At 67.7% G+C, this 14,180-nt stretch carries 12 protein-coding genes; 11 read left to right on the forward strand and 1 reads right to left on the reverse strand.

The window, feature by feature from the left end; all coding sequences use genetic code 11:
- Nucleotides 1-5: 5 nt before the first annotated feature.
- The 9 genes from ABTX78_RS03820 (at nucleotide 6) to ABTX78_RS03860 (ending at nucleotide 8,240) form a co-directional block, all read left to right on the forward strand.
- Nucleotides 6-2,210, forward strand: a complete 2,205-nt coding sequence (locus tag ABTX78_RS03820) for a cell division protein FtsK (RefSeq protein ID WP_352205203.1) — start codon at nucleotides 6-8, stop codon at nucleotides 2,208-2,210.
- Nucleotides 2,211-2,350: 140 nt separating this feature from the next.
- Nucleotides 2,351-2,644, forward strand: a complete 294-nt coding sequence (locus ABTX78_RS03825) for a hypothetical protein (protein ID WP_352205204.1) — start codon at nucleotides 2,351-2,353, stop codon at nucleotides 2,642-2,644.
- A gap of 4 nt (nucleotides 2,645-2,648) precedes the next feature.
- The gene (locus tag ABTX78_RS03830; protein WP_327680188.1) at nucleotides 2,649-2,837 is read left to right on the forward strand and encodes a hypothetical protein; all 189 of its coding nucleotides are present in this window, start codon (nucleotides 2,649-2,651) and stop codon (nucleotides 2,835-2,837) included.
- Nucleotides 2,838-2,846: 9 nt separating this feature from the next.
- Nucleotides 2,847-3,455, forward strand: coding sequence for a hypothetical protein (locus ABTX78_RS03835; protein WP_352205205.1), 609 nt, complete (start codon nucleotides 2,847-2,849; stop codon nucleotides 3,453-3,455).
- 6 nt (nucleotides 3,456-3,461) lie between these two features.
- Nucleotides 3,462-3,971: a hypothetical protein gene (locus tag ABTX78_RS03840; RefSeq protein ID WP_352205206.1), complete on the forward strand. Its 510-nt coding sequence runs from the start codon at nucleotides 3,462-3,464 to the stop codon at nucleotides 3,969-3,971.
- Nucleotides 3,972-4,056: 85 nt separating this feature from the next.
- A complete protein-coding gene (locus ABTX78_RS03845) occupies nucleotides 4,057-4,896 on the forward strand; it encodes a bifunctional DNA primase/polymerase (RefSeq protein WP_352205207.1) in 840 nt (279 codons plus the stop codon).
- Nucleotides 4,893-6,782, forward strand: coding sequence for an AICE element replication initiation protein (locus tag ABTX78_RS03850; protein ID WP_352205208.1), 1,890 nt, complete (start codon nucleotides 4,893-4,895; stop codon nucleotides 6,780-6,782). Before ABTX78_RS03845 ends, ABTX78_RS03850 begins: the two co-directional genes overlap by 4 nt.
- Nucleotides 6,766-6,960, forward strand: a complete 195-nt coding sequence (locus ABTX78_RS03855; RefSeq protein WP_352205209.1) for a helix-turn-helix transcriptional regulator — start codon at nucleotides 6,766-6,768, stop codon at nucleotides 6,958-6,960. The genes ABTX78_RS03850 and ABTX78_RS03855 overlap by 17 nt, the downstream gene beginning before the upstream one ends.
- 2 nt (nucleotides 6,961-6,962) lie before the next feature.
- Entirely contained in the window at nucleotides 6,963-8,240 is a 1,278-nt protein-coding gene (locus ABTX78_RS03860; RefSeq protein ID WP_352205210.1) for a tyrosine-type recombinase/integrase, read from the forward strand.
- A 734-nt stretch (nucleotides 8,241-8,974) separates the two neighbouring features.
- Here ABTX78_RS03860 and ABTX78_RS03865 read toward each other — a convergent pair.
- Nucleotides 8,975-10,504 (reverse strand): helix-turn-helix domain-containing protein, encoded by a 1,530-nt coding sequence (locus tag ABTX78_RS03865; protein ID WP_352205211.1) that lies wholly within the window; start codon nucleotides 10,502-10,504, stop codon nucleotides 8,975-8,977.
- Between the two features lie 184 nt (nucleotides 10,505-10,688).
- On the opposite strand from ABTX78_RS03865, the gene ABTX78_RS03870 reads away from it, so the two are divergent.
- On the forward strand, nucleotides 10,689-11,054 hold the full coding sequence (locus ABTX78_RS03870; protein WP_352205212.1) for a hypothetical protein: 366 nt from the start codon (nucleotides 10,689-10,691) through the stop codon (nucleotides 11,052-11,054).
- Between the two features lie 196 nt (nucleotides 11,055-11,250).
- Nucleotides 11,251-13,968, forward strand: a complete 2,718-nt coding sequence (gene acnA, locus ABTX78_RS03875; RefSeq protein WP_352205213.1) for an aconitate hydratase AcnA — start codon at nucleotides 11,251-11,253, stop codon at nucleotides 13,966-13,968.
- The last annotated feature ends 212 nt before the right edge of the window (nucleotides 13,969-14,180 follow it).

Raw genomic sequence — 14,180 nt, forward strand, 5'->3', positions numbered from 1 at the left:
GTTCAGTGAATCACGACGAAGAAGACGACCTGATCCGCCGACTTGAGGCCGCCATGGCAGCCGACCTCGAAACCGACTTCGGTGCGGAGGTGGTCGACCTCGACAGGGCTCGTACGGCCCGGGTCGGGTTGGCCGACGTCACGCCCGACCTGACCGCCGACGGGGCGGCCGACTGGGACGAGGGCGACGATGCACCGGCCGGGCCGAAGCCGGTTGACTCACCCGCGCTCCCGTCTCCGGGGGGGACGACGTACAAGCGCCGGCCGATCGTGCCGAACTGGCTGACCTCGAAGCCGGGGTTCGTCGCCACGGTGCAGCGGGCGACCGGCAACGCCCTGTACGCCACGGCGTATCACGGCATCCGCACACCCTGGTACGCGCTCCAGCTCGGCCTGCTCGCCCCGCGCGGCACGGCCCGGCTGGTGAGCGAGACGAGCCGGTGGGTGTGGGACGCCGAAGGCGCCCCGCTACGCGCCTATGAGGTGCGGCAGGAGAACACGGCCGAATACCTCAAGCTCTCCCGGCAGCGGGACGGACGGGTCCGGCTGCGGGTGCTGCTGGCCACCGTCGGCATCGTGTTCGGTGCCGCGGTTGCATTCACGCTCTATGTGATGGCGCCGGGCTGGCTGGCGGTGTTCGCCACGGCTGCGGTGCTGGTGGCCGGGTACCGCGGTGCTCCGCAGGATCAGCCGGTGATCGGCCCGGCAGTGCTCAAGACCGAGCTGCAAAAGCTCACCGGCCCGATCGTGCTCCGCGCGCTGGACAACATCGGCAACGCGAAGCTGTCGGCCGCCATCAAGAAGGGCGGCGACATGAACGGCATGCGGTTCACCTCCGAGATCACCCGCGACGGGCCCGGATACCGCGCCGACCTGGACCTTCCGTGGGGTGTCACCCCGGAAGACATCATGGAGGAGCGCAAGCCGCTCGCCTCCGGTCTGCGGCGCAAGGTCGGCTGCGTGTGGCCCTCATCCGACCCCACGGAGCACGAGGGCCGGCTGATCCTGTGGGTCGGCGACAAGCCCATGAACGAGACCACCAAGCCCGCCTGGCCGCTGCTGAAGTCGGGCACCGTGGACCTGTTCAAGCCGGTCGTGTTCGGCAACGACCAGCGCATGGGCGACGTGTCCGTGACCCTCATGTTCGCCTCGGTCGTCGTCGGCTCCATCCCCCGGATGGGTAAGACGTTCCTGATGCGGCTGTTCCTGCTCATCGCCGCCCTCGACCCGCGAGCCGAGCTGTACGCGTTCGACTTCAAGGGCACCGGCGACTTCGGCGCCCTGGAGCCGGTCTGCCACCGCTACCGGGCAGGCGATGAGGACGAAGACATCCTGTACGTCCTCGAATCGCTGCGCGAGCTGCGGGCGGAGCTGCGCCGGCGGGCGAAGGTCATCAAGTCCCTGCCGCGCTCGCGCTGCCCGGAGTCGAAGGTGACCCCGGAACTCGCAAATGACAAGAGCCTGGGGCTGCACCCGATCGTCGCCGGATTCGATGAGTGCCAGGTCCCGTTCGAGCACGAGAAGTACGGCAAGGAAATCGAAGAGATCGCCACCGACCTGGGCAAGCGCGGTCCCGCCCTGGGGATGACGATGCTGTTCGGCACCCAGCGCCCGGACGCGAAGTCGCTGCCCACCGGGATCAGCGCGAACGCGGTGCTGCGGTTCTGCCTGAAGGTCATGGGCCAGCCCGCCAACGACATGGTGCTCGGCACGTCGATGTACAAGGCGGGATACCGGGCCACGATGTTCTCCCGCTCGGATCGCGGCATCTGCTGGATGGCCGGCGAAGGGGACGACCCGCGCATCGTCGCCTCCGCGTTCGTGGACGCGGTCGGCGCCGAAACCGTGGTGGCCCGCGCCCGGGTGATGCGCGAGGAGTACGGCAACGTCACCGGCCACGCCATCGGCCAGCAGCCCGAGAGCGGCGAAGCCTCCTTCGATCTCCTCGCCGACGTGCTGCGCGTCGTCGCGGCCGACGAAGAGAAGGTGTGGAACGAGAAGGTCGCCGCCCGACTCGCCACGCTCCGGCCGGAGGTCTACGGCGGCTGGAAGGCCGAAACGGTCACCTCGAACCTCAAGCCGCACGGCGTGGCCGCGCAGGACGTATGGGGCACGAGCGACAAGGGCAAGGGCACCACCCGCCGCGGCATCGCCCGCGCCGACGTCACCAAGGTCATCACTGAGCGTGACGGGAAGCGGCCGACGGACTGACGCGGAGCGCTGCTAGGCCTAGCAGTCACCGCTGCTAGACCTAGCACCCCCGCTAGCACCCCGAACCGGTTCTGATCAGGAACCTCGCACCTAGCACCCCACCTGCGCAAACCCCGGAAATCCTGCCTGGAAGGCACCCCATGACCCTCATCCTCCTTGCTAGCACCTGCCTACTCATCGTCACTCTCGGTTACGCAAGTCTGTGCGCCGGATCGCCCTACGGCGACTGCCGCAAGTGCCGCGGATTCGGCTTCGCCATGAAGACCGACCGCAAAGGCCGCATGAAGCGCGGCAAGACCTGCCGCCGCTGCAAGGGCCACGGCAAGCGCATACGCGTCGGCCGGCACCTCTACAACGTGTGGCTGCGCCTCTACCGCGCCGGCACCGACACCCCCGCCAGGAAGCCCGCTTTCAAGCCTGTCTCGAAGGGATAGCCCGATGGCCATCACCGTCTCGCTCGTCGCCCTGTTCGGGCTGGTCCTGTTCTTCCTGCTGCGCTCCAAGACCCTCGGCTACGGCTCCGCGTTCATCGCTGCGATGTTCGGGTTCTACCTCGCCTCCACGGGCGCGTCCGGCCCCGTCAACGAGCTGTCCGCGGCTGTCATCGACGCCATCAGCAAGCTCTAGGAGGCAGCCGTGAACGAACCGATCATCGCCCGCAGCGCCCTCGCCCTCATCGCTCCCAAAGCAGCACCCGCTGTGGCCACGTCCACCGTGCTGATCCTCGGCCGGATCTGGAACGCCAACGGCGCCGAACACTCGGTCGGCAACGCCGCGCTGATGGTCGTGCTCGCTGCCGGAGCAGCAACGGCCGGCGCATTCGCCTCCGCCGGTCGCGCCGGTGACCCCGTCATCGCTGGAACCGCGTTTGCCACCTCCGGAGGTCTCGCCCTGGCTGGTGTTGCCGGATACACCGATGGCCTCGCGCTGCCGCTGCTGCTGTGGGCGCTCGCCACCGCCGTCACGTATGGCATCACGGCCCGCTACTGGCGCACCGACCGCCGCGACACCGTGGCTTTCGAACGGCACACCACCGTGCGGCGCGAGGAACACGGCCACATCGAACGCGTCGAAGCCCTGCGCGCCGGGGCACAGATCGAGGTCGCCCGCACCGGGGCCGCCTACGCCGAACAGCTCGCCACCGCAGTCATCACCCGCGCCGCCCTGCCCGGCTTCAACCCGCAGGCACTCACGGATGCGGGCCTCCCCGAACTGCCGGCCACCAACCACCTTCGGAAGGACTGACCCACAGTGTTCGAACTGCGCATCATCTGCGACCCCGGCGACAGGGACGGGATAGGCAAGACCCTCGCCGCCGCGTTCACCACCGGCCAGGTACGCGAGCACCCCACCCGCGACGGGCAGCGCATGCGCCTGTACATCACAGCGGACCACCGGCCCGACGATGTGGAATGGCCGACGCCGGAGAAGGCGTACGCGCTCGCGCCGAGCATCATCAGCGAAATCGGGTGGACCGCCCGTGCCGCGGCCGAGACCTCGTTCGGCACCGAGCTTGGACGCGAGTTCTGGCTCCGCAAAGCGGCACTCCTGGACCGCATCGCCCTCTCGGACGAGAGCGCCGGATACACCTTGGATCCCACCGCGCTCGCCACTGAAGCCGCCCGGCGGCTGCTCGCATACGACCGCGACGGGAACGGCTGCTACGGCGGAGCCCCTTACCGGCCCGAGCACCCGCAGTCCGAGGCCAATCCGCGCGCTTACGTCCGTCAGGAATACGCGCACTGGGCCAAGCACCAGTAGCTGTGCCCGGGGCGGGTGTCTCCGGCCAAGGAACCCACCCGCCCCGGCTCTCCAGTCCCGATCAACGAAACAGGAGACCTTCAGCATGCCGCAGCTCAGCCGAGACGGACAGCTCAGGGCAGCGCTTGACGCTGCTGCCCGTGGCTGGCACGTCTTTCCTCTCATCCCGGATAGCAAGCGACCTGCCGTCCGGGACTGGGAGAACCGTGCCAGCACCGACCGCGAACGCATCGCCCGGTGCTGGCAGGCCGCGCCGTACAACGTCGGCGTCGCGACCGGCCCCTCCCAACTTGTCGTCGTTGACCTCGACACTCCGAAGGGACCCGACGACGTTCCGCCGGCGGACTGGTCTCTGCCGGGCGTTACCGAAGGCTCGGACGTTCTCGCCCTGATTTCCGAGCGGGTGGAGCAGCCCTACCCCGGTTGCACGTTCACCGTCCGAACCGGCCGCGGCGGTACCCACCTCTACTTCCGCACCCCTTCTGGAAAGCGGCTGCGGAACACCGGCGGCAAGCTCGGGTGGAAGGTCGACACTCGCGCAAACGGCGGCTATGTCGTAGCGGCGGGCAGCGTCGTCGATAGCCGTCTTTATGAGCCGATCCTCGACATCGAACCGGCGCGGCTGCCCGGATGGCTCGTCGATGCGCTCACCATCAGGCCTGCACCGTCGCCTCTTGCTCGCATCCCCTCAGGCGTTCCCGGCCGTCGTGCCGTTGGACTTGTGCGGACTGTTTTGGAGGCGGGAGAGGGCGAGAGGAACAACCGCCTCTACTGGGCCGCTTTACGTGCCTTCGAGAGCGGTGCCGAGGCTGCGGCCGGAGTTGCCGCCGCGCTCCTCGATGCGGCAGTCAGCGTCGGCCTGTCTGAGACGGAGGCTCGCGCCACGGTGGCGTCCGCCGAGCGTCGGATCAGGGGCGGGCGATGACGAGCGAAGACAGGGCCAAGGAACTGCTGACCAGCAATGGCGTCGATCCCGATGCGAAGCCGGATGGCAAAGGTCCCTCGCAGGCCTCGCAGCTGGTCGCCCTGGCTCGGCAGCGATTCGACGTATTCATGTCCGACGACGGACGTCCTTACGCCGTCACCAAGGGCGGCCCGAACATCGCACTACCTCTGCGCGGAAAGGCCGGCCTGCGCTCCCAGCTTGCCCGCATCTACACGGATGTCACCGCTGGCAGTGTGCCCTCGCAATCCGCACTCGCCGATGCGATGACCGTTCTCGAGGGAATCGCAGCGATCGCCGACCCCTGCACGCCGCAGCTCCGCACCGCTCGTCACCACCAGCAGATCGTCGTCGACCTCGCTACGCCTGATGGCTGCTGCGTCCTGGTCGGGCCGGACGGCTGGGGACGAAGCCCGCGTTCCCCGGTTCTCTTCCGCCGATCGGGAGCGATGAAGGTCCTGCCCGCCCCGGTACGGGACGGCGACGGACTCGCCCGGCTGCGCGGTTTGATGAACACCAGCGATGAGGGATTCCATCTGCTCGCCGCCTGGCTGGTCGCGTCGTTCATTCCGGATCTGCCTCACCCGATCCTCACCTTTCGAGGCGAGCAAGGCACCGGCAAGTCCAAAGGCGCCGCAATGGTAATCGGCATCATCGACCCATCCGGCGCGCCGAAGCGGACCGCGCCGCGGGATGTGAAGTCCTGGGCCACACAGGCCTTCAACTCATGGGCGCTGTGCATCGACAACGTCTCGTACATCCCGGATTGGTTCTCCGACGCCCTGTGCCGTGCGGTGACCGGCGACGGCATTGTCGACCGTGCTCTCTACACAGACGACGACGTCGTCGTCCTCGAATTCCGCCGGGTTCTGGCCATGACCACCATCGACGCCGGTGCCCTCGCGGGCGACCTCGCCGAACGGCTGCTGACCATCGAGCTTCACACCATCCCCGACCGGAATCGCCGTGAGGAAGCCGAGTTGGACAGTGCCTATCGCGATGCGCACCCGAGCATCCTTGCCTCGCTATTCGACCTGCTCGCCAATGTCCTGCGGGTTCTTCCCGAGGTCGAGCTCACCCATCGCCCGCGCATGGCGGACTTCGCCCGCGTCCTGGCGGCCGTTGACCACGTCACCGGCTGGGACACCCAAGGCAGCTACCGGGCAACCGCCGCTGACGCAGTTGCCGATGTCCTCGAGGCTGAGCCGTTCGCACGAGCTGTCGTCGACCTCGTTCGGGCCGCCGGCCCTGCCGGTGTCTGCATGACCGCTGCCGACATTCTCGGGAAGATCTCTACCCCGGAGAAGCTGCCGCGGAAATGGCCCAAGGACGCCACGCGCGCAGGCGGACAACTCAAGCGCCTCGCACCAGCGCTACGCGCGATCGGCTTCGACGTTGACGACACCCGGAGGGAAGCGGAGGGTAATCGTTCGCGGCTCTACCGCATCACGTCAGTAGAGAGTCATCGCATTCCAGTGCCCGGAGCGCCCGCAGCACCCGGGGCCGCCGCTGACCTGCATGAACACCCGGGTGCTGGAGCGGACGCCAGCACCCGGACAGCACCCGGCATCACCTGCGAGCGCACCAATTCGGGTGCTGCGGGCGCTGTACCGGGCGCTGTGGCTACGCCAGCACCCGAAAACCGTACGCAACCTGAGCAGGGTGAGCTTGTCCTTTCGGGTGCTGCGGGTGCTCCGGGCGCTGGAGTGCGGCCTCTCTCTGGTGACGCCCAGCACCAGGTGACCCTCTGTGTCACATGCGGGACCCCGCTCGACCCGAGTTCAGCGGCTGTGGGAGAGACCTCTCACCCCTGCTGTGACCCGGCTCCGATCAGTACCGACGGAGGACCGAATGTCGGTACTGCCTGAGCGCTACTTCACGCCGCAGGACGTCGCAACGTTGCTCGGCGTGCCCATCGAGACCGTCTATCAGTGGCGCCGCAAGCGCACCGGTCCGCCCGGATTCCGCGTCGGCAGGCACCTCCGCTACGACCCCGATGCCCTTCACCGCTGGATCAAGTCCCGCACTGAAAGTGAGCGTTCCTGATCGTGGCTGGCCATATCCAAGACCGGTGGTACAAGACCGAGCCCGGGCCCGACGGTAAGGTGCGCCGAATCAAGAGCGAGCGTCACGGTAATGGGATGCGCTACCGTGCCCGCTACATCGGCCCCGACGGCAACGAGAAGAGCCGTTCCTTTCCCGACAAGCAGAAGCGGCTCGCGGAATCGTGGTTGGCGCAGATCGCGGCTGATCTGACCCGAGGGCAGTACGTCGACCCGGCGGCCGGCAAGGTGACGTTCCAGATGTATGCCACGACGTGGCTGCGGTCGCAGACGACCAACGTGTCCACCATCGACGCGATCGACCAGCGGTTCCGGTTGCACATTTTCCCGCATATCGGCTCCCGTTCCATGAGCGCTTTTCTGCCCGCTCACATCCGGGAATGGGGGAGAGCGCTGCACGACGCAGGCCTCGCTCCCTCGTATCAACGCGTCATATTCGCCAACGTCTCGTCCGTATTCGGGGCAGCAGTCGACGACGGGGTCATCGTCCGGAACCCGTGCCGTGCGAGTTCGGTACGGCCGCCGCGGGCCGATACTCGGAAGCTCAAGCCCTGGCCGGAGGAGCGCGTCTTCGCCGTCCGCGACACTCTGCCGTCGGCCTACCGCACGGTCGTCGACCTGGGTGCCGGGTGCGGTCTGCGGCAAGGGGAGATCTTCGGCCTGGCCGTCGACGAAGTGGATTTCCTCAGCGGAGTCGTGCACGTCGTGCGCCAGGTGAAGCTGGTCAAGGCGCAGCTCGTGTTCGCTCCGCCTAAGGGTGGCAAGTTGCGGGACGTCCCCCTGCCCGATGCAGTCTCATTTGCCCTCGCGGAACACATCACTGAGCGCCCGCCGCTCGAAGTTACCCTGCCGTGGAAGACCCCGGAGGGTCCACCCGTCCGGGCGTCGCTGCTCTTCTACTCACGGGAGCACAAGCCGGTGAATCGGAACTACTTCAACATGCGTGTGTGGAAGCCGGCCCTCGCGCGCGCTGGCGTGATTCCGGAGCGCGAGGTGGGAGAGCCGCGCTTCGTGTCGTCGCGCGAGCACGGCATGCACGCGCTTCGACACTTCTACGCCTCGGTCCTGTTGGACGCAGGAGAGAACATCAAGGCGCTCGCGGAGTACCTGGGCCACGGAGACCCAGGATTTACCCTGCGCACGTACACGCACCTGATGCCGAACAGCCAGGCGCGAGCGCGAAAGGCCATCGACCGTGTCTTCCACAAGAGCGATGACACGGCTGCCGGCCCACAGACGGTGCAGGGAGAAAAGGCATCCTGACCGCCATGAAGCTGCGTTTGCGGCTGCACCCCTTCGCACCCGGGCCCGGGCCGGGTGCCTCGATCCGACGCTCAGCACTCTTCAAGACGCACGGCTTCGCCGAGCTCGCCGACTGCTCTCCAATAGTCGTCAAGAGTGGAATAGAACGCCGAAGGGTCTCTTGTTCCCCCTGCGATATCCCCCAGCCTCATGTAGACCGCTCTAGACGCCTCAGAAACGGCATGGCAGGCATCTATGGCTCGGGTGCTGAGAGCGTGGACGGTAGCAACCTGACATGTGTGGCGGAATGAACCGAAGACCTCGCGTAGACGCGCTCGATGCTCTTCGAGTCGCACACAGCGCTGCTCCTGGTCTTCAATCTTCAGGATGTTCGGCGTTTGGCGATACTCGACGCCCATGAGGTGAGCTTGCTCGAGGTAGGCGAAATAGGCCGCGCGTCGGACTTCCTGTCGACAAGCCTCTGCCTGGGCTGCAACCGCAATCTCAGCTTGTAACTGTGCGGCTCTTGTATGCCCGCGGCTCGTAACCCAGCTCGCCAGCACGGCCGTGGCACCCGTCAGCCCTGCAATCCATAACCCACCGTCCCCCATGCTGTTGGAGTGTGGGGCCTAACGGCCGGCGGCACCAGCCTTCGGAACACCGGACCAATCGGCCGTCGGCCGTGTCTTCAGAGCACGGCCGACGGCCCACAGACGGCCCAGGCGAGCGGAAACCCGCTCCGACCTGGGGCTGCCTCAGATGTCCCGGAAGATCTCGATCTGCGCCCCCACCGAGTTCAGGCGCTCCGCCAGCTCCTCGTAACCCCGGTTGATCACATACACGTTGCGCAGGACCGACGTCCCCTCCGCCGCCATCATCGCCAGCAGCACCACCACCGCTGGGCGCAGCGCCGGCGGGCACATCATCTCCGCCGCGCGCCAGCGGGTCGGGCCCTCGACCAGGACGCGGTGCGGGTCCAGGAGTTGGAGCCGGCCGCCGAGGCGGTTGAGGTCGGTCAGGTAGATCGCCCGGTTGTCGTAGACCCAGTCGTGGATCAGCGTCTTGCCCTGGGCCACCGCCGCGATCGCCGCGAAGAAGGGCACGTTGTCGATGTTCAGGCCCGGGAACGGCATCGGGTGGATCTTGTCGATCGGCGCCTCCAGCTTCGAGGGACGCACCGTCAGGTCCACCAGCCGGGTGCGGCCGTTGTCCGCCGCGTACTCCGCCGTGCGGTCGTGGTCCAGGCCCATCTCCTCCAGCACCGCGAGCTCGATCTCCAGGAACTCGATCGGGACGCGCCGGATGGTGAGTTCGGACTCCGTGACGACGGCGGCGGCCAGCAGGCTCATCGCCTCGACCGGGTCCTCGGAGGGGGAGTAGTCGACGTCCACGTCGATGGTCGGGATGCCGTGCACCGTGAGCGTCGTGGTGCCGACGCCCTCCACCCGTACGCCGAGCGCCTCCAGGAAGAAACACAGGTCCTGGACCATGTAGTTGGAGGAGGCGTTACGGATGACCGTCACACCGTCGTGCCGGGCCGCGGCCAGTAGCGCGTTCTCGGTCACCGTGTCGCCGCGCTCGGTCAGCACGATCGGCCGGTCCGGCGTCGTCGCCCGCTCCACCTCCGCGTGGTAGAGCCCTTCCGTCGCGGTGATGTCGAGGCCGAAGCGGCGCAGCGCGATCATGTGCGGCTCGATCGTGCGCGTACCGAGGTCGCAGCCGCCCGCGTACGGGAGCTTGAAGGCGTCCATCTTGTGCAGCAGCGGGCCCAGGAACATGATGATCGACCGGGTCCGCCGGGCTGCCTCGGCGTCGATGGCGTCCATGTCGAGCTGGGCGGGCGGCACGATCTCCAGGTCCAGGCCCTCGTTGATCCAACGGGTGCGTACGCCGATGGAGTTGAGCACCTCCAGCAGGCGGAAGACCTCTTCGATGCGGGCCACGCGGCGCAGCACGGTGCGGCCCTTGTTGAGCAGGGAGCCGCACAGCAGCGCCACACAGGCGTTCTTGCTCGTCTTGACGTCGATGGAACCGGAGAGCCGGCGACCGCCGACCACCCGCAGATGCATGGGCCCGGCGTAGCCGAGTGACACGATCTCGCTGTCGAGCGCCTCGCCGATACGAGCGATCATCTCAAGGCTGATGTTCTGATTGCCGCGCTCGATACGGTTCACAGCGCTCTGGCTGGTGCCGAGTGCCTCCGCGAGCTGTGTCTGTGTCCAGCCCCGGTGCTGCCGGGCGTCACGGATGAGCTTGCCGATGCGTACGAGGTAGTCGTCTGCCATGGAGGGCACGCTATCTCAGATATGAGATGTGATCGCGCGAGGGGGGTCTGTCGGAGTGACGAATCGTTAGCAAATGGGTGATGCTGCCATTCAGGGGTAGTTCGGGTTGTCAGGAGGCTCGGCCGCCGAGCGAGTCACCGGCTGCCGCTCTTCTCGGCGGTGACAGCCCTTGGGCCGACCGGCCATGGGGGACGCTCGGGGCGGGGTCGGCGCGCGGCGTCAGGGACGCAACCCGCAGCGGCGCGCCATCGGTGTGCTCGGCTGGGCGCTGCCGGTCCTGTTCGTCGTCGCCGCGTTCGTCCTGAGGGTGCGTTCCCCCTGGGCCGCGTTCGCCCTGGGCCGCGCTGACGCGTGGTCGCGCGCCGCTCCGGGCGCGGTGAAGCCGCCGGTCGCCGACGCGTCCCGACCGCTGCCCCGGCCGCCTGATGTCCGCAGTCGCGCCGAGCCAGTACGCGCCGCGACGCCCGCCCCCTCCGGGGTGTCCTCCGCGCGTCACCGCTCCGTCGGGAGAAATGACCGGTTCGCCCGCCTCGCCCCGTCCGGGGCATGAGGTCCGTCACCTGAGTCCAGGCATGACCGAGCGGCGGTCATGTACTAGAGTTATCTCGACATCGAGATATCTGCCGAAGGCGTACCGCAGCCGCCACCGGTAAGGGTTACCTAACTAAGCCTTACCTTAGCGGATCGGCGAGGAGCCGTGGCGGCAGCATGGACGTAGTACGCGCACATTGATGAAGGAGACTGTCGTGTCGGCGAACAGCTTCGACGCCCGCAGCACGCTGCGCGTGGGCGACGAGTCGTACGAGATCTTCCGGCTGGACAAGGTCGAGGGGGCCGCCCGCCTCCCTTACAGCCTGAAGGTGCTGCTGGAGAACCTGCTCCGCACCGAGGACGGCGCGAACATCACCGCCGACCACATCCGCTCCATCGGCAACTGGGACTCGCAGGCGCGGCCGAGCCAGGAGATCCAGTTCACGCCGGCCCGTGTGATCATGCAGGACTTCACCGGTGTGCCCTGTGTCGTCGACCTCGCCACCATGCGCGAGGCCGTCAAGGAGCTCGGCGGCGACCCGGCGAAGATCAACCCGCTCGCGCCCGCCGAGCTGGTCATCGACCACTCCGTGATCGCCGACAAGTTCGGTACGAAGGACTCCTTCCTCCAGAACGTGGAACTGGAGTACGGACGCAACAAGGAGCGCTACCAGTTCCTGCGCTGGGGCCAGACCGCCTTCGACGAGTTCAAGGTCGTCCCGCCCGGCACCGGCATCGTCCACCAGGTCAACATCGAGCACCTGGCCCGCACGGTCATGGTGCGAGGCGGCCAGGCGTACCCCGACACCCTGGTCGGCACCGACTCGCACACCACCATGGTCAACGGCCTGGGTGTGCTGGGCTGGGGCGTCGGCGGCATCGAGGCGGAGGCCGCGATGCTCGGCCAGCCCGTCTCGATGCTCATCCCGCGCGTCGTCGGCTTCAAGCTGACCGGTGAGCTCACGCCCGGCACCACCGCCACCGACCTGGTCCTCACGATCACCGAGATGCTGCGCAAGCACGGCGTCGTCGGCAAGTTCGTCGAGTTCTACGGTGAGGGCGTCGCCGCCACCTCGCTCGCCAACCGCGCCACCATCGGCAACATGTCGCCGGAGTTCGGCTCCACCGCCGCGATCTTCCCGATCGACGACGAGACGCTGAAGTACCTGCGTCTGACGGGCCGTTCGGAACAGCAGGTCGCGCTCGTCGAGGCGTACGCCAAGGAGCAGGGCCTCTGGCTCGACCCGGCCGCCGAGCCCGACTTCTCCGAGAAGCTCGAGCTCGACCTCTCCACGGTCGTCCCGTCGATCGCCGGTCCGAAGCGTCCGCAGGACCGCATCGTCCTCGCCAACGCCGCCGAGCAGTTCAAGCAGGACGTCCGCAACTACGTCGACGCCGTGGACGAGGCCGGCCAGGAGTCCTTCCCGGCCTCCGACGCTCCCGCCATCGCCCCGAACGGCGCGCCGTCGAACCCGGTCACCGTCACCGCCCCCGACGGCTCGACCTACGAGATCGACCACGGCGCCGTCACCGTCGCCGCGATCACCTCGTGCACCAACACCTCGAACCCGTACGTCATGGTCGCCGCCGCGCTGGTGGCGAAGAAGGCGGTCGAGAAGGGCCTGACCCGCAAGCCGTGGGTCAAGACCACCCTCGCTCCGGGCTCCAAGGTCGTCACCGACTACTTCGACAAGGCGGGCCTGACCCCCTACCTCGACAAGGTCGGCTTCAACCTGGTCGGCTACGGCTGCACCACCTGCATCGGCAACTCCGGTCCGCTGCCGGACGAGGTCTCCAAGGCCGTCAATGACCACGACCTCGCGGTCACCTCGGTGCTCTCCGGCAACCGCAACTTCGAGGGCCGGATCAACCCCGACGTCAAGATGAACTACCTGGCGTCCCCGCCGCTGGTCGTCGCGTACGCCCTCGCCGGTTCGATGAAGGTCGACGTCACGAAGGACGCCCTCGGCATCGACCAGGACGGCAAGCCGGTGTTCCTCGAGGACATCTGGCCGACCGAGGCCGAGGTCAACGACGTCGTGGCGAACGCCATCGGGGAGGACATGTTCAACAAGTCCTACCAGGACGTGTTCGCCGGTGACGCCCAGTGGCAGGCGCTGCCGATCCCGACCGGCAACACCTTCGAGTGGGACCCGCAGTCCACCTACGTGCGCAAGCCCCCGTACTTCGAGGGCATGACCATGGAGACCACCCCGGTCGAGGACATCACCGGCGCCCGGGTGCTCGCCAAGCTCGGCGACTCGGTCACCACCGACCACATCTCCCCGGCGGGTGCCATCAAGGCCGACACCCCGGCCGGCAAGTACCTCACGGAGCACGGCGTCGAGCGCCGCGACTTCAACTCCTACGGCTCGCGCCGAGGCAACCACGAGGTCATGATCCGCGGCACGTTCGCCAACATCCGCCTGCGCAACCAGATCGCGCCGGGCACCGAGGGCGGCTACACCCGCGACTTCACTCAGGATGACGCTCCGGTGTCGTTCATCTACGACGCCTCGCAGAACTACCAGGCCGCCGGCACCCCGCTGGTGATCCTGGCGGGCAAGGAGTACGGCTCCGGCTCCTCCCGTGACTGGGCCGCCAAGGGCACCGCGCTCCTCGGCGTCAAGGCCGTCATCGCCGAGTCGTACGAGCGCATCCACCGCTCGAACCTCATCGGCATGGGCGTCCTGCCGCTCCAGTTCCCGGAGGGCGGGTCGGCCGAGGCCCTCGGCCTGACCGGCGAGGAGACCTTCTCCTTCACCGGCGTGACCGAGCTGAACAACGGCTCCACGCCGCGCACGGTCAAGGTCACCACCGACACGGGTGTGGAGTTCGACGCGGTCGTCCGCATCGACACCCCCGGTGAGGCGGACTACTACCGCAACGGCGGCATCATGCAGTACGTGCTGCGGAACCTGATCCGCAAGTAAGCACGACAGTACGGCGAAGGGCCGCACCCCCGGCGAGGGGTGCGGCCCTTCGCTCGTCCCGGCGTGACCGGGGAAGTTCTCATCGCTCCGGGCCGATCACCTCAACAGGTCCAAGTACTTGCCGAGCAGCTCGCGTGCAGGAAGCCGCCGTTCCGGGACGTGGAGGTGGACGTTGCCCGGCTTGTCGGCCGCCCACAGGCGTAACGAGGACG

The sequence above is a fragment of the Streptomyces sp. NPDC096193 genome, from assembly GCF_040302905.1.
Lineage (GTDB): Bacteria > Actinomycetota > Actinomycetes > Streptomycetales > Streptomycetaceae > Streptomyces.